Raw genomic sequence first — 18,483 nt, forward strand, 5'->3', positions numbered from 1 at the left:
CTACTCGGGCGGCAACGGACACGCGAGATCGCCTTCCGGGCAGGAGAGGAAGCCTTTGAGGTCGGCCGATCGCTTCGTGGTGAGCGCCGTGAGGCAGGTCGCCAGCACCGTCCCGTCCGCGCTGCCGCCGCTCGCGGGCGCACCCACGAATTTACACTCGGCGTCGCGGAAGGCGATCCAGGTCCGTTCCGCAGCGACCAAGCGCTTCATTTGTTCGCTGTCGTTCTTAAGACGCTGCTCAGCCTGCTGATAAAGGCCGTTCAGGGCCGCATCGGCTTGCTTGTACGCCTGAGCGGCGCACGCGTTCATCGTCGCCTGGTCGGATGCGCTGGCGCAATCGGCCGCGTGCGCCGGCACCGGCCGGAAGGCCAGCGCGAGCGCCAAGACGGGAAGAAACCGAAGCTTCGCGATTGGGAGGGCGTATTCATTCGCATCCATGACAGTCACGTCCTTGAAAGGGGCGCGAGAACTGTCATGGACGCGAATTTCCGGATCATGTCCCCTCGATAGGAGCGCGTTTCATCCGAAACCTTCAGGGAGCGGGCGCCGGCTGGTCAGCGGCCGACGAGCTTCTGCAGATGCTCCGGATAGCGGGCGCCTTCGACCGTGATCTTGGCGACCGCGCTCTCGATCTCCCCAAGCTCGCCGGGCGTGAGACTGATCGCGGCCGCGCCGACGTTTTCCTCCAGCCGGTGCAGCTTGGTGGTGCCGGGGATGGGCACGATCCAGGGCTTCTGGGCGAGCAGCCAGGCGAGCGCGATCTGGGCCGAGGTCGCCTGCTTCTGCGCCGCGATCTGGCCGAGCAGATCGACCAGCGTCTGGTTTGCCTTGCGCGCCTCCGGCTTGAAGCGCGGCACGATGTTGCGGAAATCGCTGCTGTCGAACGTCGTGTTCTCGTTGATGGCGCCCGTGAGGAAGCCCTTGCCCAACGGGCTGAACGGGACGAAGCCGATGCCGAGCTCTTCGAGCGTCGGCAGGATTTCGGCTTCGGGCTCGCGCCACCAGAGCGAATATTCGCTCTGCAGCGCCGTGACCGGCTGGACCGCGTGCGCACGGCGGATCGTCTGCGCGCCGGCCTCCGACAGGCCGAAGTGCTTGACCTTGCCCTCCCGGATCAGCTCCTTGACCGTGCCCGCCACGTCCTCGATCGGCACCTCCGGATCGACCCGATGCTGATAGAACAGGTCGATCGTGTCGATCTTGAGCCGCTTCAGCGACGCCTCGGCGACCTCGCGAATATGCGCCGGGCGGCTGTCGAGCCCACCCAGCCTGCCCCCCTCGGGATCGATCTTGAAGCCGAACTTGGTGGCGATCGCGACCTCGCCTTTGAAGGGCGCGAGCGCTTCGCCCACGAGCTCCTCGTTCATGAACGGGCCATAGACCTCGGCGGTATCGAAGAAGGTGACGCCACGCTCGATGGCCGAGCGGATGAGCGCAATACCCTGCTCGTGGTCGACCGCCGGGCCGTAGCCGAAGCTCAAGCCCATGCAGCCGAGCCCGATCGCCGAGACCTCCAGGCCGCTGTTGCCGAGTGTGCGTTTCTGCATGTTTCTCTCCATCTTGAGCCTCGGCACCCCGCCGGTATCGCTGCCGCCAGAATTTAGGCGCCCCACCGACGCACGATTAGCGGCTAGAATCCGCATGAACTTATGAGTGGGGCTCATGAATGCCGCGAGAAAACCTCAACGATCTTCTGGCCTTCCTCGCGGTCGCAAAGGAACGCAGCTTCACCCGGGCGGCAGCCCAGCTCGGCATTTCGCAGTCGGCGCTGAGCCACACCATCCGCGGCCTTGAGGAGCGGCTGGGGCTTCGGCTCCTGACCCGCACGACCCGCAGCGTCGCTCCGACCGAGGCGGGCGAGCGCCTGCTGCGCTCCGTAGGCCCGCGGTTCGACGAGATCGACGCCGAACTCGCGGCCTTGAGCGAACTGCGCGAGAAGCCGGCCGGCACGATCCGCCTCACGGCCGGCGGGCATGCGGCCGAGACGGTACTCTGGCCCGCCCTCGCGAAGCTCCTGCCGCATTATCCGGACATCAAGGTCGAGCTGATCATCGACTATGGCCTGACCGACATCGTGGCGGAGCGCTACGACGCGGGCGTGCGGCTCGGCGAGCAGGTTGCGCGCGACATGATCGCGGTCCGCATCGCGCCGGACATGCGCATGGCGGTCGTGGGATCGCCGTCCTATTTCGTCGCGCGGCCGAAGCCCAAGACGCCGCAGGACCTCATGGCTCATGACTGCATCAATATCCGGCTGCCGACCTACGGCGGGCTCTACGCCTGGGAATTCGAAAAGCGCGGGCGCGAGCTCAAGGTGCGCGTCGAGGGGCAATGGGTGTTCAATAGCATCTCGCTCCGGCTGGAAGCAGCGCTGGCCGGGTGCGGTCTCGCCTACCTGCCCGAAGACCAGGTGCAGACCCATATTGCGGACGGTCGGCTCGTCCGCGTGCTCGCCGACTGGTGTCCGCCCTTTCCCGGCTACCACCTCTATTACCCAAGCCGGCGGCAGCCGACCCCGGCCTTCGCGCTCCTGGTCGAGGCGCTGCGCTACCGCGACTGAAGGACAAGCAACGCTGCCGACGCGGGGGCTCCTCTTGGCCAGCTATTCAATTAGCTGATGGCTTCCGGTTGATGGCTTCCCCGGCCCGCCGTAGAGCAGCTGGCCGACCCAGATGCCCCGCTCGACATAGTCGCTGAAGATCGTGCCGATCGCCTCGCCGGCAAAGCGGGCCAGGCGCGGCACCGGGCGGTCCGCCGGATATGACAGGACCAGGCGCCGAACGGGCACCGGATCGATCAGCGGGGCGCCCGTCAGCCGGCCCGCCGCAATATTGTCGTGGATCGGCGCCAGCGGCAGAACCGTCCAGCCGTGGCCGTGCCGCACCAAATCCTTCAGGGTCGCGTACGAGTCCGCCTCGACCGCAACATTGAGCGTGATGCCGGCCTCCGCGGCACAATTCTCGACGATGGTCCTGAGCCCGTGCCGCGTGCTCGGCAGCAGCAGGCGCCGGCCGTCGAGCTCGCGGAACGGCAGGGTCCGGACCGTCGAGAAGCCGGCCTCGGGCGGGCCGATCAGAAACAGGTTCTCCACCAGCAGCGGCTGCGAGCGCAACGAGCGGGCGGGACGCGGATCATACAGGATCGCGACATCGATCTCGCCGCGATGCAGCCAATCGAGCAGATAGCCGGTATAGGCGCTGACCAGGCGAACGACCGCCTGCGGGTGCGCCTTGCCGAAGGCCGCGACCAGCGGCACGGAGATGAGGTCGGCCACGGTCGGCGGCATGCCGATCGCGACCTGGCCCGTCAGCGGTGCCGCCACATCGGACGCGCTCGCGCGGATCTCTTCCAGTTCCGCCATGACACGGGTCGCATGGGCCAGAACCTCGCGGCCCTTGTCGGTGAGCACCATGCCGCGGCCATGCCGGTCGAACAGCCGGACGCCCAGCTCTTCCTCGAGCATGCGCATCTGGCGGCTGAGCGCCGGCTGCGCGATATGCATTCGATCGGCTGCCTTGCTGAGGCTGCCGAGCTCGGCCACGTGAATGAGCGTGCGCAGCTGGGAGAGCTCCATGGAGCGATAGAATAACGATATAGCTGTTCACGCAGAAGGGCCGAAGAACGATCGGCCCGAGATGGCTATGCTGGACCCAGAAATCGTTTCCGGAGATCGGCAGTGACAAACACGCCTCCAGGCCCAGCGAACGACAGCGCACCGTCGGCCGCTGCGGTCGCCAGCGAATGGCCGGCGGAGCTCTATCGCGTGCTGAAGGCAGCGAACGTGCGCCAGATGGCGTATGTGCCCGACGCCGGGCACACGACCTTGATCGAGCTGTTCTCGGCCGACCCCGAGGTCGTGACGACCGTGCTGACCACGGAGGAGGAAGGCGTTGCCATCGCGGCCGGCGCCTGGCTCGGCGGTCAGCGCGCTGTCCTGCTGATGCAGTCGAGCGGCGTCGGCAACTGCATCAACATGTTCTCGCTGCCGGTCATGGGCCATTTCCCGCTGCTGACGCTCGTGACCATGCGCGGCGAGTGGGCGGAATTCAACCCGTGGCAGGTGCCGATGGGGCGCGGCACCCAGGCGGCGCTCGAGGCGGTCGGCGTCCGCGTCATGCGTGCCGATACTGTAGAAGATCTGGTCGAAACGGTCGAAGCGGCCGCAGCCCTCGCCTACGAAGCCGACCAGCAGATCGCCGTGCTGATCGGCCAGCGCCTCATCGGCAAGAAGAAGTGGTGAGCCCGATGACCGATCTCGACATGAACCGCCCCCACACAAACCATCCGGGCACCTTGGCGCGGCGCGACGTCGTCTCAAGGCTGCTCAAGCACCGCCATGGCGCACTGGTCGTCACCGGCCTCGGCTCGCCCAGCTACGACGTGCACGCCGCCGGCGACCGGGACGACAATTACTATCTCTGGGGCGCCATGGGCGGTGCCGCCCTGGTCGGGCTCGGCTTGGCGCAGGCCCAGCCCGAGAAGCGCGTGCTGGTCATCACCGGCGACGGCGAGCAGCTCATGGCCTTCGGCAGCCTGGCCACGATCGCGGTCGCAAAGCCCCGCAACCTCGACGTCCTGGTGATCGACAACCAGCACTACGGCGAAACCGGCATGCAGACGAGCCACACCGGGCGCGGCCTCGATCTGGCACGGGTCGCCCGGGCCTGCGGCTTCGCCGAGGCGGCGACGCTCCGCACCATGGACGAGGTCGAGAGCTTCTCGGCCACCTTGCGCGCCGCGGCGGATGGCCCGCGCCTGTTCGTCGTCAAGGTCTTGGCCGAGAACCCGCCGCGCTCGCTGCCGCCGCGCGACGCGGTGCATGTCAAGAACCGCTTCCGCGCGCATCTGGGCTTTCCCGTCCGCTAAGGCGAAAAGCATGGGCAATGCGACATCGGGGACCGTGGTCATCGTCGGCGGCGCCATCGTCGGCAGTTCGATCGCGTATTTCTTGCGTGAACTCGGTTTCACCGGCCGCATCCTGGTCATCGAGCGCGATCCGAGCTACCGCACCTCGTCGACCGCACTCTCCGCGGCGTCGATCAGGACCCAGTTCGGCTGCCCGGTCAATGTGCGCATGAGCCTGTTCGGCGCGGACTTCCTGCGCGGCATCAAGCAGCGGTTCGGTCCCGACGCGGATGTCGGCTTCGTCGAGCGCGGCTATCTCATCCTGGGCACCGTGGCAGACGTGGCAGCGCGCCGGACCGGCGCAAGCCTACAGACGGCGGAGGGTGCCGAGATCGCAATGCTTGGGCCCGACGAGATCAGGCGGCGCTTCCCCTGGCTCCGGGCCGACGACATCGAGCTCGCGACCTTCGGCTTGCGCCACGAGGGCTGGTTCGACGCCTGGTCGCTGCTGCAGCTCGTCCGCAACGCCGCACGGGCGCGCGATGTCGCCTATGTCGAGGCAACGGCGAGCGGCGTCATCCTCCGCAACGGCCGCGTCGCGGGCGTCCGGCTCGACAGCAGCGAGGCCATTGCCGCGGATTGGTGCGTCAACGCGGCAGGGCCGCTCTCGGCAGCGTTCGTGCGCGATCTAGGCATCCCGCTGCCGGTCGCGCCGCGCAAGCGCACGGTGTTCGCCATCAAGGCACCGCTCGACGGGCACGACGTCCCGATGCTGTTCGACGTCTCGGGCGCCTGGATCCGACCGGAAGGCGACGGCTTCATCTGCGGTATCGCCCCGCCGGCGGCTGACGATGCCGACGCCTTCGGCGATTTCGAGCCGGACTACGATCTGCTCGAAGAACACCTCTGGCCGGCGCTCGCCCATCGCGTGCCGGCGCTCGAGCAGCTGCGCGTGCAGCGCGCCTGGGCCGGCCACTACGAGATGAATACGCTCGACCATAACGGCATCGTCGGCCCGCATGACGAGATCCCCAACCTGCTGTTCGCGACCGGCTTTTCCGGCCATGGCGTGATGCATGCGCCCGCCACGGGCCGTGGTGTGGCGGAACAGATCCTGCGGGGCCGGTACGAGACGATCGATCTGACGCCGCTCGGCTACGGGCGGATTCGCGCGGGCACGCCGCTGCCCGAGACCGTGATCTATTAAACGAGGATGGGGACACCAAACATGAGGCCCAGAACATGAGGTTGGCAGGCAAGGTCGCGATCATCACGGGCGCGGCGCGGGGCATCGGGCGCGCCTGTGCCGAGCGCTTTCTTCAGGAAGGCGCCAAGGTCGTCATCGCCGACATCGACGGCGCCGATCTCGCCAAGACTGCGACGGAACTCGACCGGCCAAGCAGCCTGCTGGCGGTCGAAACGGACGTGACCAGGCGCGCCGAGGTCGGCCGCGCCGTCACCGCGGCCGTCGAACGCTTCGGCCGGCTCGACATCATGCTCAACAACGCCGGCATCGCCCGCAAGCAGGACTTCCTCGACATCGCCGAGCAGGATTTCGACGACGTCATCGGCGTCAACCTGAAGGGCGCGTTCTTCGGCGCGCAGGCCGCGGCGCGGCAGATGATCGCGCAAGGCCAGGGCGGCGTGATCATCAACATGTCGTCGATCAACGCGCTCCTCGCCAACCCCAATCTCGCGACCTATGCGATGTCGAAGGGCGGCATGAACCAGCTGACCGCCGTCGCGGCGGTGGCCCTGGCGCCGCACCAGATCCGCGTCGTCGGCATCGGGCCCGGCACCATCCTGACCGAGATGGTAAAGACGGCGATCTTCTCATCCGACGAGGCGCGTCATGCGGTCCTGTCGCGCACGCCGATCGGCCGCTGCGGCGAGCCGAGCGAGATCGCGTCCGCCGCCACATTCCTGGCGAGCGACGACGCCTCCTACATGACCGGCCAGACGATCTACCCGGACGGCGGCCGCCTCGTCCTCAACTACACGGTCCCGGTCGAAGACGGCGAGAAGCGGTGAGTCCCTTGTTCGGCGGTTCGGCGGCAATGGCATCAGAAGCACATGTGGGGTAGCGCGATGGCACAGGCGATCGACCTCAATTCCGATCTGGGCGAGGGCTACGGCCCGTGGCGCATGGGCGACGACGGCGCCATGCTCGACCTGGTGACGAGCGCCAACATCGCCTGCGGCGGCCATGCCGGCGATCCGCACACCATGTTTGATACGCTGAGCCTCGCCAATGATCGCGGCGTCGTGGCCGGCGCCCATCCGGGCTTCGGCGACCGCGAGGGCTTCGGCCGGCGCGTCATTCCCTGCACCACGGGCGAGGTCGAATGCCTGGTCGCGGCCCAGGTCGGCGCGCTGATGGGTGCGGCCGCCCTCGCCGGCACCGAGGTCCGTTACGTGAAGCCGCACGGCGCGCTCGGCAATCTCGCGGCCGACGACCGGTCGATCGCCGACGCGATCGTGCGCGCCGTCGCCGCCGTCTCTGCCAAGCTCGCCATCCTCGCAATCTCCGGGACCGAGCTTGAAGCTGCTGCCCGGCAGCGCGGCTCGCCGGTCTATCGCGAGATTTTCGCGGACCGCGCCTATCTGCCGTCCGGCCGCCTCGTGCCGCGCAGCCGGCCGGGCGCCATGATCGAACGGCCGGAGAGTGCGGCGGCACGACTCATCGAATTTCTCACGACCGGCTTGATGCCGACGCTCGACGGCCCGCCCATCGCGCTCGCGGCGCATTCGATCTGCGTCCATGGCGACAGCCCCGGCGCCGTCGCCATGGCACGCTTCATCCGCGAGGCGCTGACGTCGAAAGGCTTCGTCCTCAAGCCGTTCCTGAACGGGGCGAGCTGATACAGCAGGGCTTCAGATCTTGAACGTCGCCAGGGTCGAGGGATGGAACAGCTCCTCGACCGTGAGGCGGCGGGGCGACAGGCCCTGGTCGTAGTGATATCCCAGGAACCGGTCGAGCACATGGCGGTTGGGCTCGACGCCGTAGGGCCAGAAATCCTCGCCCATCAGGCGCCGGGTCGCGCGCAGCAGCTCGTCGACGAACGGCAGCGTGACCTTGGTCGCGGACGTATCGACCAGGAGCTCGAGCGCGCGGGTCTTGGCCTTGGAGAAGGCCTTGTAGACGGCTATGGGCAGCCAGGGATGCTCGTCCACCAGTTCCTTGCGGATGCCGATCAGGTGCATGATCGGGAAGATCCGGGTCTTCTCGAAATATTGGCTTGCCGCCGCCTGCGGGTCGGGCCAGAGCCAGCCGATGTTCGGGTCCCACTGCTCGAAGCAGGACGGGGCTCTCGGCGCCACGATCGCGTCGATGTCGCCGTCCTTCAGCATCTGGGCGAGCGTCCGGTCGGCGGGCGCCGGCTCGATCCGGATCTCGGGCGGCAATTGCACCGCGATCTTTTCCGACCGCCCCGTCTCCTCGAGACCGCCGCGCACCCAGGTCACGTCGGACGGGGCGACGCCATACTCCTCCTCGAGCAGCGCCCGCGCCCAGACGCAGGCGGTCAGCTGGTACTCGGGCGTGCCGATGCGCCGGCCCCGCAGGTCCTCCGGCCGCTTGATGCCCCGGTCCGTGCGGATGCAGATCGACGTATGGCGGAAGGCGCGCGACGGAAAGACCGGCACGCCGACATAGGGGTTGGTGCCGGCCGCCGTCTTGACCGCGAAGCTCGAGAGCGACAGTTCGCTCACGTCGAACGCCCGGTCGCGGAACGAGCGGAAGAACATCTCCTCGGGCGAGAGCAGCATGAAGATCGGATCGACGCCGTCGATCGGCACCTCGCCGTCGACGAGCGGGCGCGTGCGATCGTAATTGCCGGTCGCGATCGAAAGCTTGAGTTTCGTCGTCACGTTTGCTGCTCCAATGGTTGGCTTGGGCGTTCAGTGCGTCTCGGTGCCGGCCGTGCTGGCGGCCGCCGCCAGGATCGCGAGCACGTCCTGCTCGGCCGCCGCCGGGCTCGCGTAGCGCGGAACGGTCGTGATGAACGGCTCAGTAGCGTCGGCCGGATTGTAGATCTCGAGGAAATAGCGGGCGCTCGTCTCATCCAGCACCGGCTCGATCCGGATCATCATGCTCCGTCTCCCAAATCGTCTTGACCATTGAGATGGCTGTGCTTTTCCAGGTCCTCGCGCAGATTCTTCTGAATCTCGGAGAGCAGGCTCAGGAACATCTGGATCTCGCGCGGCGTGAAGGTCCTGGTCGCGATGTCGACGACCGCGATGCCGGAGGGCAGCAGCTCCTTTTCGAGCGCCCGGCCCCGGTCGGTCAGATAGATATTGACCTTGCGGCGGTCCTCCGCGTTGCGCGACCGCCGGACGAAGCCGCTGCGCTCCATGAGCGCAATGGCCGACATGGTCGTCGGCTCCATGGTGCCGACGCGCGCGGAGAGCTCGCGCTGTGTCAGCCCGTCCTCGTCCCAGAGCGCCCGCAGGAAGTACCACATGCCGAGCGTTACCCCATGGGCCTCGATGCGGATCTGCAGCGCGCGCTGGACCATGCGATGGGTCCGGCGGATCTGATAGCCGACGCTGCGGTCGAGCGGCAGCTCGGGCATCGCGTCGGACGCGCCGTCATTGTCGGGGGTCAGGGGTTTCATGGGTTGAGACACTGTGCTAGCCGCTCCGCTCGTTGGGCCGTCGCGTGATCGGTAGCAGAATTCCGGGCGCCGATGCCAAGATAGCGCTCCGAAATATCCTTCGAGCGGATGAGGGCCTCAGCCGTGCCCGAGAGGGTGACCCGGCCGTTCTCGATCACATAGCCGCGGTCGGCGATCTGCAAAGCCTGACGCGCATTCTGCTCGACGAGCAGGATGGTGAGCCCCTCATCACGCAGGCGGCGGACGAGCTTGAAGATCTCGCTCACCAGCAGGGGCGATAAGCCCAGCGACGGCTCGTCGAGCATCAAGAGCTTGGGCTCGGACATGAGGCCGCGCGCGATCGCCAGCATCTGCTGCTGCCCGCCCGAGAAATTGCCGGCCGTGGCCCCGAAGCGCTCTTCGAGCACCGGGAAATAGCGGAACAGCTTGCGGGCGCGCGCCATCCAATCGGCGCCACCATCGAGGAACGCGCCCAGTCGCAGGTTCTCGGCGACCGTCATGCCGGCGAACGTGTGCCGGCCTTCGGGCACATGGGCGATGCCGAGCCTGAGGCGTGCCGCCGGCGCCAGCTGCTCGATGCGCTGGCCTTCGAAGCGGATCTGGCCTGAGAACGGCCGGATGAGGCCCGAGATGGCGTTGACCAGCGTCGACTTGCCGGCGCCGTTGGCGCCGATCAGCGTCACGATCTCGCCCGGGTTCAGTTGGATATCGACATCATGCAGCACCGCATCGGCGCCATAGCCGGCCGAAAGGCCTTCGAGTTCCAACATCATGACGCGGTCCCTTCATCCGGGCTTGCCTCGGCGGCGCCGAGGTAGGCGGTGATGACGCGCTCGTCGGCCTGGACGGCAGCGGGCGTGCCGTGGGCGATGAGCTTGCCCGCTTCGAGCACGATCACCTGGTCCGCCACGTTCATGACCAGCGACATATTGTGCTCGACGATCAGTACCGTGATGCCGCTCGCCCGGATCGCCAGCAGCAGGTCGGAGAGCTCCGCCGTCTCGCTGTCATTCAAGCCCGCCGCCGGCTCGTCGAGCAGCAGCACGCGCGGGCGCGCCATGAGCGCCCGTGCGACGTCGAGCAGCTTCTGCGAGCCCATCGGCAGCTCCATCGCGTTCGTGTCGCGCTCGGCCGCAAGGCCGATCAGATCCAGGAGCTCCTCGGCGCGCCGGACGCGCGCCTGCTCCTCGCCACGGGCGAACGGCGTGCGCAACATCTGGCCGAGGATCGTCGCCTTGTTGAGGCGATGCCGGCCGACCAGGATGTTCTCCAAGGCTGTCATGCCGGGGAATACACGCGCCGACTGGAACGTGCGGATGAGGCCGGCGGCGGCGATCCGATTCGGCGACCAGCCGGCGAGGCTCGTGCCGAAATAGCTGACCGTGCCGCTGTGCGGCGGGAAGATGTTGGTGATCAGGTTGAAGAGCGTCGTCTTGCCGGCGCCGTTCGGCCCGATCAGCGCGGTGATGCTGCCGGCGGCGACGTCGAACGAGACGTCCGAGGTCGCCTTGAGGCCGCCGAAAGAGCGGTTGAGCCCCTGGGCGCAGAGTGCCACCTCTGGCGCCGGGGCTTGCGGCAGAGCGCTCATCGCGTCGCCTCCTTGCTGAGCCGATGCTGGCTGGCCGGCACCGGCGGGGCGGTCCTGGCGGGCAGCGACCGGACCAGCAGGCCGAACAGGCCCTGTGGCAGGAACAGGAAGCACAGCACCAGGAGGAGGCCGCTCGCGAAGGTCTTGTAGATCGCGAGCGGCTGGAAGACGGTCGGCAGCATGGTCAGGATGACGCTGCCGAGGACGGGGCCGACCAGCGTGCCCTCGCCGCCCAGCACGAGCATGGCGACGAGCGACAGCGATTGCTGCGTGCCGACCATCTCGGGCGACAGGAAGTGGAAGAAGAAGGCGTAGAGCGCACCGGCGAGGGCGGCCAAGGCGGCACTGATCGAGAGCGTCAGCAGCTTCAAGGCCTTGACGTTGACGCCCAGGGCCTCGGACGCCATCTGGTCGCCGCGGATCGCCTTCAGCGCCCGGCCGAAATCGGTGCGCATGGCACCCCAGAACAGCACGACCAGCGCGATGTCGATCGCCGCGACGAGGTAATACATCTGGCCGGGCGTGTCGAAGCTGTAGCTGCCGATCGCGAAGGACGGGATGCCGACCAGGCCGGACGGGCCGCCAGTGTAATCAACCAAGCCCACGGTGAAGGCGTCGACCAGCAGGCCGAACGACAAGGTCGCGAGCGCCAGATAGAGGCCGCGCAGCCGCATGGTCACGAGTGCCAGCCCAACCGCAATCGCGACGGCCGCGGCGATGCCGGCCAGCATCGCGAGCAGCGGCGGGATGCCGTCATATTGCGTGACGAGATAGCCGCTCACGTAGCCGCCGACCGCCATGAAGCCCGCCTGGCCGAGATTGACCTGGCCGGCATAGCCCATGACCAGGTCGAGGCCGATAAGCGCGATGAACAGGATGCCGGCGATCACCAGCCCCGAGAGCATGGCGGGTGCCGTGATGAGATATGGCAGCGCCAGGACCAGCAGCGCCACGGCGATGCCGCCGATCCGGGCATAGCCGGGCGCCAGGCTAATGATGTGGCTCGTGATCCGGGCCGTGTCCCGCACATCCTGCCGTCGCTGCACGCTGGTCTTGACCAGGCCGCTCGGCTTCAGCACCAGCACGACCAACAAGAGGGCGAGCGCGATGGCACTGCTGAACAGCGAGGAAACATAGGCCGTGGTCAGTTGCTGCAGGATGCCCAGCAGCAGCCCGCCGGCGACAGCGCCCGGGAACGAGCCGATGCCGCCGATCGCAACCGCGATGAAGCCGTAGAAGGTCAGCAAGCGACCGGAATCGAACTCGAGCGAGGTCGTCGGCGCCACCACGACGCCGGCGACGGCGCCGATGGCGCTGGCCAACCCGAAGCTCAGGATCGCCATGCGCTTGACGTCGATGCCCATGAGCCGCGCCGCCATCGGGTTCTCGGCACAGGCGCGGAGTGCCTGGCCGATCACGGTGCGCGCGAGCAGATACCAGAGGGCTGCGATGACGACGACCGTCGTACCGAGGATCCACAGGCCCTGCGGCGGGATCAGCAGGCCGGCGAATGAGAGCGGGCGATCGCCGGAAAACGACGCGAGGGCGTAGGGCTGACTGCCCCAGATCAGCAGGAACAGGCCTTCGGCGAGCGTCAGCAGCCCCGCCGTCAGCATGAGCATGTTGGCATTGGAGAGGCGCGAGAGGCCAGGCACGAACGTGACGGTCCCCAGCCCCGTGCCGAGCAGCGTCGCCGCGACCATCGCCAGCGGGGCCGCCGCTGCGGCCGACAGCCCGGCTTGCGTCTCCAACGACCAAGCGAGGAGCGCTGCGAGCACGCAAGCCGCCCCTTGTGCAAGGTTGATGACGCCGGTGACCTGGTAGACGAGCGAGAAGCCGACCGCGATCAGGGCATAGGTGGCACCAACGACCAGGCCCCCGATGAGGATCTGCAGAAAATCGATCACGTAAGCTCCTCCAAGGGGGGCCCCTCCAACGGCGATGCGGCGGACGACGAGTACGGGCCTATTGGGTGAGCGGAAGCCCCTGGGGCTGGCTCACGATCTGCCAGGTGCCCTTGTCTTTCTGCCATTCAGTGACGACGACGTTCGAATCATCGAGCCCGCGCTGCGGGATTTTCGAGAAGTCGTAGACGCCGTTGATGCCGGCGAAGCCCTTGAGATTGGCGAGATATTCCTGGACCTGGGCCGCCGTCGCCGTGGGTCCGAGCTTCTTCAGGGCCGAGACGACGAGCACCGCCGGATCCCAGGCGAAGCTGTAGGCCGCGTCCGGCTGCGCGTCGGCGCCTTGGAACGCCTTGAAGAACGCCGCCTTGGCGGACGCCACTTCCGGCGGCACCGGGCGGTCGCTCGCCGGCCACTCGGGGGACGGGATATAGAGCGTCTTCGGCAGGATATCCTTGAACTGCGCCATCTGGGCGTAGGTCATGTTGCCGTCGGTGGTGGCAATCGGCACATCGAGGCCGGCGTCGATGATCGCCTTGAACACGGTGCCGATGGCGGCACCGGTCGACCAGGCGATGACCGCCTGGGGATCGGCGCTCTTCAGGCGCTGCATCTGGGCCGCGGCACTCACGTCGGTCGGATTGAAGGTTGTGTCGGCCGCGAGCTGCATGTCCTTGTTTTCCGGCTGAGCCAAGATCGTCTTGATCTGCCGGGCCGCGTCCTGGCCGGACGCGTCCGTGCTCGTGATCGCGGCGATCTTCTTGAGGCCGCTCAGCCGGAAGAAGCGGATCTGGGCCGAGAGCAGGTCGGCGGTCGCATTGCTCGAGCTGAACACGAAGGTGCCGGGCTTCGGATAAAGACCAGGCGACAGGCAGTACATGACCGGCCCCCGCGCCATCAGCGGCGCCATGGCGTTGCACATGCCGACCACGGCCGAGCCCAGCATGACGGGCGGCTTCGTCGCCACGATCTGGGTCCCGAGCTGAACCGCCGTCTGGGCGCTCGACTGGTCGTCATAGAACACGAAATGCACCGGCCGCCCGGCGATGCCGCCGTCCTCGCTGAGCACGGCTTCCGCACGGGTGAGCGACTTCTGCTCGGCCAGGCCCAGGAAGGACGCGGGACCAGTCAGCGGCAGCACCACGGGGATGTCGAACGGCTCGGCCGCCGGCGCCGGCATGGCGACGGCACCCGCGAGCAGTGCCGTGATCGCGGCGCCCATTGCCACCCGGCGCCCAGAGACCCGCAAACGGGAGACCCGCCGGGTTGCTCTCGAACCAGCCGCGCGTGTTCCATTCCCCATGTGCCTTCCTCCCGAAAGCCGGTCGTCGCCGGCGATTGTTCTCGAACTGCTTGCGGTCGAGGGCTCAGCCGGCGGCCGACGCCATCGCCCGGTCTTCGTCGCTTTCTTCCATGCCGGTGAGATAGGCGCGTTCCTCGTCCGAGGCGCCGAGCAGCCGCCAGTTCTCCTGCTTCGAGACGACGCCCTGGTATGACCGGAGCTTGCCCTGCGGCAGATGCGGCGCGCCGAGGCCGATCGGTACCGCGCCGGCTACGAAGCGGGCGACCGCATCCAGCATGATGCGCCGGAACTGGATGATCGCGATGTCGCTGGCGCCGAGCCGCTCGTTCGTCCGGTCCGAGATGCGCCCCATCGACTCCCACATCGGGATGTCCTGGTTCGGGATCCCGGGGAAGCCGGTGAAGTTGCCCTCGCCGCACATCGCCACGCGGTCCTGCAGATAGTTGTTCGCGGCGTGCCGCAGGATCGGCTTGAAATCCTTGTCGACGTCGACGCCGACCTCCGCGACGCAGAACTTGCGCCAAGCGTCCTGCCCGATGCCGCTGCCGTCTTCGGTCCAGGCGATGAAGTGGAAGTAGGAGTTCCCGTCGTCCTTCGGGACGATGACGCTCGCGAGATTATAGGAGCTGTTGGGCGGGATCAGCGACGTGAATGGGGCGACGAACGTCGTGATGCGGACGTAATCATGGGTCCCGGCATTCATGATCGGGCGGCGGACGGCCGCGTAGCGCATGCCGTAGTTCGTCACCTGGACCTGGATGCGCGGCTGCTTGTCCGTCGAGGGGCGTAGCCAATGCGTCTCCTTGGCCTCCGCCGTGCCGACGCGGGCCGGCCGCATGTCCGAGGAATGCAACGTCGAACTATGGGCCGAGTCGATCTGGCCCTCGGTGATCTGGGCCCAGTTGCACGGCAGGTCCCAGCGCGCGATCGACACCTTGGCCGCCTCGGTCGGCGCCCAGGGCGGCGCCTCGAACGCCGGCATCTGATCCGGCGGCCCCATATAGGCCCAGACGAAGCCGCCCGCCTCGCGCACCGGATAGGCCTTGTGCTGGACCTTGGTGGCGAGGCCGCTCTCGCGCGGCTCCGACGGCATTTCGAGGACGTTGCCGTCCACGTCGAATTTCCAGCCGTGATAGAGGCAGCGCAGCCCGCAATCCTCGTTGCGGCCGAACGCGAGCGACACCTTGCGATGCGCGCAGAACTCGCCGATCAGGCCGAGCCGCCCTTTCGTGTCGCGGAACGCGACCAGGTCCTCGCCGAACAGTCGCACCCGGACCGGATCACCGTCCGGCACCGCCACCTGCTCCGAGAGCAGCGCCGGAACCCAGTGGCGGCGCATCAGGGCGCCCATGGGGGCCGCCCCCTCCACGCGCGTCAGGATCTCGTTTTCCTCGGCTGTCAGCATGGCTCGTTTCCCTATCCGAAGGCCGCACCCGCTCGGTTCGCGACCGTCGATCAACACCTATTGTGCCTAAGTAAATTTGACAAGCAAAAAATCAGACCGTTGGCATTTTTGAGTTATTTTTCGCCTAAGTTGTGAGCAAATCTCCCTTAAAGGCGCAATATGGCGCCCATATCGGAGGTGATGGCGAGGTTTTCGGCCGACACGCTTGCCAAAAATATATATGATAGCTAAGTATATGGCGAGGCCAGTGAGGCCATCGACCGAGGATCGCCATGGAAGAGGAATTGGGAGGGCGCGTGCGCCACACGCTGCGGGTAGCACGGGCAGAGCCCGTTGCGGACGGCATTCACCTGTTCGAGCTGCGCGCCCCGGACGGCGGCCCGCTGCCCGCGTTCACACCGGGCGCGCATCTCAATGTCCGGGTGCCCAACGGCCATTTCCGGAACTATTCGATCTGCAACGACGCGAACGAGCGCGACCGCTATGTCATCGCCGTGAAGCGCGAGAGCGGCGGGCGGGGCGGATCGATCAGCCTGATCGACAAGATGCGCCCCGGCGACCTGATCGACGCCGGGGAGCCGGACAATTTGTTCGAGCTCGACCTGACCGCGCCCAGCTACCTGTTCGTAGCCGGCGGCATCGGCATCACGCCGATCCTGTCGATGATCCGCTTTCTGATCGCGACGACCGACAAGCCGTTCGAGCTCTATTACCTGACCCGATCGGCGGAGGGCACCGCGTTCCTGGCCGAGGCTCGCGCCATGGCGGGTCCCGGACGCACGATCACCATTCATCACGACAACGGCGACCCGGCGAACGCGTTCGACCTCTGGCCGGCGTTCGAGGAACCGTCGAAGGCGCATATCTATTGCTGCGGCCCTCGGCCGCTCATGGATGCCGTGCGCGACATGACCGGCCACTGGCCGATGCACGCCGTCCATTTCGAGGATTTCGGCTCAGACCTCGTACGCCCCCGGGCCGACGACGAGCCCTTCACGGTCGAGCTCGCTCAATCAGGCCGCAGCTTCGAGGTGCCCGTCGGCTCGACCATTCTTGAGATCCTGCGCGAGCATGGCGTGGACGCGCCCAGCTCGTGCGAAAGCGGCACCTGCGGCACCTGCCGGACGGCGCTCGTCGGCGGCGACGTCGACCATCGCGACCTTGTGCTCGAAGACCACGAGCGCGGCAGCGCCATCATGATCTGCATCTCGCGCGGGCGGGGCACGATCGAGATCGACCGGTAGAGGAGAGATCCATGACGGAACAGCCTTTGCGTCTGGGCGTCGTCGGCCTCGGCCGCGCCTTCACCCTGATGCTGCCGACCTTCGTGCGCCATCCCGCGGTCAGGCTCGTCGCCTGTGCCGATCCGCGAGCGGTCGCCCGCGACTGCTTCGTGCATGATTTCGGCGGGCGCGCCCACGACACGGTCCAGGCGCTCTGCGACGATCCCGAGGTCGAGGCGATCTATCTCGCCTCGCCGCACCAGTTCCACGTCGACCACGTGCAGATCGCCGCCCGGGCCGGCAAGCATGTGCTGGTCGAAAAACCGATGGCGCTCCGGCTCGAGGATTGCCGCGCGATGATCGCGTCGGCCGACGCCGCCGGCGTCCACCTGATGGTCGGGCACAGCCACAGCTTCGACCAACCGTATCTGACGACCCGCGCGCTCATCGAAAGCGGCGAGTTCGGCGCCGTGCGCATGATTAGCGCGCTTAATTGCACGGACTATCTCTATCGACCGCGCCGGCCCGAGGAACTCGTGACCGCGGAAGGCGGCGGTGCCGTGTTCAGCCAGGCGCCGCACCAGGTGGAGCTGGTCCGGCTCTTGGCCGGTAGCGAGGTCAGGTCGGTCAGGGCCGTCACCGGCATCTGGGATTCCGAGCGACCGACCGAAGGCGCCTATACCGCGTTCTTGACCTTCGCAAATGGCGCTGCGGCTTCGCTGACCTACAACGGCTACGGCCATTTCGACACGGACGCGCTCAGCAGCTGGATCGGCGAAATGGGCCAGGTGCGCGATCCAGACGGGCATGGCAGCGCCCGCCGGGTGCTCCGCACCGTCAAGATGGCCGCCGAGGAGGCGGCGCTCAAGGACAAGCGCGCCTACGGCACGACCGTGACGGCGGCGACGGCGCGCGCTCAGACGCCGCCGGTCGCCTATAATCATTTCGGCTTCGTCCTCGTCGCGTGCGAGCGCGGCGCGCTCCGCCCGATGCCGAACGGCGTCGAGATCTACGGCGACGACGAGAAGCGGTTCGAGCCCCTCCCGGCGCCGGACGTGCCGCGCCGCGAGGTCATCGACGAGTTGGTCGCTGCCGTGCGCGACGGCCGGCCGCCGCTCCATTCCGGGCGCTGGGGCATGGCGACCGTCGAGGTGTGCCTGGCCCTCCTGCGCTCGGCCGCCGAAGAACGCGAGGTTCGGATCTAGATGTCGTTTCCAAGCAGGTTGTTCAGCCTGGTGAAGGGCGGGATGCCTTTGTGGGCTGAGTGTGGTCGGGTGAGGTTGTAGGCATCGATCCAGCCTGGCATGGCCTCGGTCCGTTCGCGGGACGACTGGTAGGGTTCGGCATAGGCCCGTTCGCGCAAGCTTGTCTGGATGAAGCGTTCGGCCTTGCCATTGGTGCGTGGCGTATAGGGCCGGGTGCGGACATGCCGGAGCCCGGCTCGGGCGAGCAGGTCGCGGAAGTCGCGGCTCCGATAGGCGCTGCCGTTATCGCTCATGACCCGTTCGACGCGGACGCCGTTCCGGGCGAACCAGTCGAGCGCCCGGGTCATGAAGGCGCAGGCGGAGGCTTTCTTCTCGTCGGGCAGGACTTCGGTGT

The 18,483-nt window shown here is 67.4% G+C and carries 20 protein-coding genes; 8 read left to right on the top strand and 12 right to left on the bottom strand.

Translation table 11 applies throughout. From position 1 onward, the window contains the following. A complete protein-coding gene (locus IEY58_RS20135; protein WP_189049054.1) occupies positions 1 to 438 on the bottom strand; it encodes a lysozyme inhibitor LprI family protein in 438 nt (145 codons plus the stop codon). 116 nt (positions 439 to 554) lie between these two features. Then, entirely contained in the window at positions 555 to 1,547 is a 993-nt protein-coding gene (locus tag IEY58_RS20140; protein WP_189049056.1) for an aldo/keto reductase, read from the bottom strand. 119 nt (positions 1,548 to 1,666) lie between these two features. Here IEY58_RS20140 and IEY58_RS20145 point away from each other — a divergent pair, with 119 nt between their 5' ends. Next, positions 1,667 to 2,560: a LysR family transcriptional regulator gene (locus IEY58_RS20145; protein WP_189049058.1), complete on the top strand. Its 894-nt coding sequence runs from the start codon at positions 1,667 to 1,669 to the stop codon at positions 2,558 to 2,560. 42 nt (positions 2,561 to 2,602) lie between these two features. On the opposite strand, the gene IEY58_RS20150 is transcribed toward IEY58_RS20145, so the two are convergent. Continuing rightward, positions 2,603 to 3,574, bottom strand: a complete 972-nt coding sequence (locus IEY58_RS20150; protein ID WP_189049060.1) for a LysR substrate-binding domain-containing protein — start codon at positions 3,572 to 3,574, stop codon at positions 2,603 to 2,605. A gap of 102 nt (positions 3,575 to 3,676) precedes the next feature. Between IEY58_RS20150 and IEY58_RS20155 the strand changes: the two genes are divergently transcribed. Genes IEY58_RS20155 through IEY58_RS20175 form a run of 5 tightly spaced genes read left to right on the top strand, consistent with a single transcriptional unit; the run spans position 3,677 to position 7,707 of the window. Beyond that, a complete protein-coding gene (locus IEY58_RS20155) occupies positions 3,677 to 4,240 on the top strand; it encodes a thiamine pyrophosphate-binding protein (protein ID WP_189049062.1) in 564 nt (187 codons plus the stop codon). A 5-nt stretch (positions 4,241 to 4,245) separates the two neighbouring features. After that, positions 4,246 to 4,866: a thiamine pyrophosphate-dependent enzyme gene (locus tag IEY58_RS20160; protein WP_229743836.1), complete on the top strand. Its 621-nt coding sequence runs from the start codon at positions 4,246 to 4,248 to the stop codon at positions 4,864 to 4,866. Between the two features lie 10 nt (positions 4,867 to 4,876). Further along, positions 4,877 to 6,052, top strand: coding sequence for an NAD(P)/FAD-dependent oxidoreductase (locus tag IEY58_RS20165; RefSeq protein WP_189049064.1), 1,176 nt, complete (start codon positions 4,877 to 4,879; stop codon positions 6,050 to 6,052). A gap of 35 nt (positions 6,053 to 6,087) precedes the next feature. Continuing rightward, entirely contained in the window at positions 6,088 to 6,876 is a 789-nt protein-coding gene (locus tag IEY58_RS20170) for an SDR family NAD(P)-dependent oxidoreductase (RefSeq protein WP_189049066.1), read from the top strand. 57 nt (positions 6,877 to 6,933) lie between these two features. Then, entirely contained in the window at positions 6,934 to 7,707 is a 774-nt protein-coding gene (locus IEY58_RS20175; protein ID WP_189049068.1) for a LamB/YcsF family protein, read from the top strand. 12 nt (positions 7,708 to 7,719) lie between these two features. Here the strand turns inward: IEY58_RS20175 and IEY58_RS20180 are convergent, their stop codons facing one another. The 8 genes from IEY58_RS20180 to IEY58_RS20215 all read right to left on the bottom strand — a co-directional run bounded on the left by IEY58_RS20180 (position 7,720) and on the right by IEY58_RS20215 (position 15,661). Continuing rightward, complete coding sequence (locus IEY58_RS20180; protein WP_189049070.1) at positions 7,720 to 8,715, bottom strand: ABC transporter substrate-binding protein; 996 nt, start codon at positions 8,713 to 8,715, stop codon at positions 7,720 to 7,722. Positions 8,716 to 8,745: 30 nt separating this feature from the next. Next, positions 8,746 to 8,937, bottom strand: coding sequence for a hypothetical protein (locus IEY58_RS20185; protein ID WP_189049072.1), 192 nt, complete (start codon positions 8,935 to 8,937; stop codon positions 8,746 to 8,748). Beyond that, positions 8,934 to 9,461, bottom strand: a complete 528-nt coding sequence (locus IEY58_RS20190; RefSeq protein WP_229743837.1) for a MarR family winged helix-turn-helix transcriptional regulator — start codon at positions 9,459 to 9,461, stop codon at positions 8,934 to 8,936. Before IEY58_RS20190 ends, IEY58_RS20185 begins: the two co-directional genes overlap by 4 nt. Continuing rightward, positions 9,458 to 10,234 (bottom strand): ABC transporter ATP-binding protein, encoded by a 777-nt coding sequence (locus tag IEY58_RS20195; protein ID WP_229743838.1) that lies wholly within the window; start codon positions 10,232 to 10,234, stop codon positions 9,458 to 9,460. Before IEY58_RS20195 ends, IEY58_RS20190 begins: the two co-directional genes overlap by 4 nt. After that, a complete protein-coding gene (locus IEY58_RS20200; protein ID WP_189049074.1) occupies positions 10,231 to 11,049 on the bottom strand; it encodes an ABC transporter ATP-binding protein in 819 nt (272 codons plus the stop codon). Before IEY58_RS20200 ends, IEY58_RS20195 begins: the two co-directional genes overlap by 4 nt. Continuing rightward, entirely contained in the window at positions 11,046 to 12,956 is a 1,911-nt protein-coding gene (locus IEY58_RS20205; RefSeq protein ID WP_189049076.1) for an ABC transporter permease, read from the bottom strand. The genes IEY58_RS20200 and IEY58_RS20205 overlap by 4 nt, the downstream gene beginning before the upstream one ends. Positions 12,957 to 13,014: 58 nt before the next feature. Next, the gene (locus tag IEY58_RS20210) at positions 13,015 to 14,175 is read right to left on the bottom strand and encodes an ABC transporter substrate-binding protein (protein WP_189049078.1); all 1,161 of its coding nucleotides are present in this window, start codon (positions 14,173 to 14,175) and stop codon (positions 13,015 to 13,017) included. Positions 14,176 to 14,320: 145 nt separating this feature from the next. Beyond that, on the bottom strand, positions 14,321 to 15,661 hold the full coding sequence (locus IEY58_RS20215; protein ID WP_189049080.1) for a Rieske 2Fe-2S domain-containing protein: 1,341 nt from the start codon (positions 15,659 to 15,661) through the stop codon (positions 14,321 to 14,323). A gap of 272 nt (positions 15,662 to 15,933) precedes the next feature. On the opposite strand from IEY58_RS20215, the gene IEY58_RS20220 reads away from it, so the two are divergent. Together IEY58_RS20220 and IEY58_RS20225 are read left to right on the top strand one after the other, a co-directional pair. Next, the gene (locus tag IEY58_RS20220) at positions 15,934 to 16,905 is read left to right on the top strand and encodes a PDR/VanB family oxidoreductase (protein WP_189049082.1); all 972 of its coding nucleotides are present in this window, start codon (positions 15,934 to 15,936) and stop codon (positions 16,903 to 16,905) included. 11 nt (positions 16,906 to 16,916) lie between these two features. Beyond that, positions 16,917 to 18,089 (top strand): Gfo/Idh/MocA family oxidoreductase, encoded by a 1,173-nt coding sequence (locus IEY58_RS20225; protein ID WP_189049084.1) that lies wholly within the window; start codon positions 16,917 to 16,919, stop codon positions 18,087 to 18,089. Here the strand turns inward: IEY58_RS20225 and IEY58_RS20230 are convergent. Then, positions 18,086 to 18,483 (bottom strand): integrase core domain-containing protein (locus IEY58_RS20230; protein WP_189049086.1); only part of this gene is annotated, 398 nt, incomplete at its 5' end. The two genes, IEY58_RS20225 and IEY58_RS20230, sit on opposite strands and share 4 nt — an antisense overlap.

Origin of the sequence: Aliidongia dinghuensis (assembly GCF_014643535.1) — a bacterium.
Classification (GTDB): Bacteria; Pseudomonadota; Alphaproteobacteria; order ATCC43930; family CGMCC-115725; genus Aliidongia; species Aliidongia dinghuensis.

Bases quoted from the DNA above. Each gene is read 5' to 3' on its own strand.
- IEY58_RS20160 (WP_229743836.1), top strand. From the start codon at position 4,246: ATGACCGATCTCGACATGAACCGCCCCCACACAAACCATCCGGGCACC.
- IEY58_RS20190 (WP_229743837.1), bottom strand. From the start codon at position 9,461: ATGAAACCCCTGACCCCCGACAATGACGGCGCGTCCGACGCGATGCCC.
- IEY58_RS20195 (WP_229743838.1), bottom strand. From the start codon at position 10,234: ATGATGTTGGAACTCGAAGGCCTTTCGGCCGGCTATGGCGCCGATGCG.
- IEY58_RS20220 (WP_189049082.1), top strand. From the start codon at position 15,934: ATGGAAGAGGAATTGGGAGGGCGCGTGCGCCACACGCTGCGGGTAGCA.
- IEY58_RS20140 (WP_189049056.1), bottom strand. From the start codon at position 1,547: ATGCAGAAACGCACACTCGGCAACAGCGGCCTGGAGGTCTCGGCGATC.
- IEY58_RS20170 (WP_189049066.1), top strand. From the start codon at position 6,088: ATGAGGTTGGCAGGCAAGGTCGCGATCATCACGGGCGCGGCGCGGGGC.
- IEY58_RS20200 (WP_189049074.1), bottom strand. From the start codon at position 11,049: ATGAGCGCTCTGCCGCAAGCCCCGGCGCCAGAGGTGGCACTCTGCGCC.
- IEY58_RS20150 (WP_189049060.1), bottom strand. From the start codon at position 3,574: ATGGAGCTCTCCCAGCTGCGCACGCTCATTCACGTGGCCGAGCTCGGC.
- IEY58_RS20145 (WP_189049058.1), top strand. From the start codon at position 1,667: ATGCCGCGAGAAAACCTCAACGATCTTCTGGCCTTCCTCGCGGTCGCA.
- IEY58_RS20185 (WP_189049072.1), bottom strand. From the start codon at position 8,937: ATGATGATCCGGATCGAGCCGGTGCTGGATGAGACGAGCGCCCGCTAT.
- IEY58_RS20165 (WP_189049064.1), top strand. From the start codon at position 4,877: ATGGGCAATGCGACATCGGGGACCGTGGTCATCGTCGGCGGCGCCATC.
- IEY58_RS20175 (WP_189049068.1), top strand. From the start codon at position 6,934: ATGGCACAGGCGATCGACCTCAATTCCGATCTGGGCGAGGGCTACGGC.
- IEY58_RS20135 (WP_189049054.1), bottom strand. From the start codon at position 438: ATGGATGCGAATGAATACGCCCTCCCAATCGCGAAGCTTCGGTTTCTT.
- IEY58_RS20225 (WP_189049084.1), top strand. From the start codon at position 16,917: ATGACGGAACAGCCTTTGCGTCTGGGCGTCGTCGGCCTCGGCCGCGCC.
- IEY58_RS20210 (WP_189049078.1), bottom strand. From the start codon at position 14,175: ATGGGCGCCGCGATCACGGCACTGCTCGCGGGTGCCGTCGCCATGCCG.
- IEY58_RS20215 (WP_189049080.1), bottom strand. From the start codon at position 15,661: ATGCTGACAGCCGAGGAAAACGAGATCCTGACGCGCGTGGAGGGGGCG.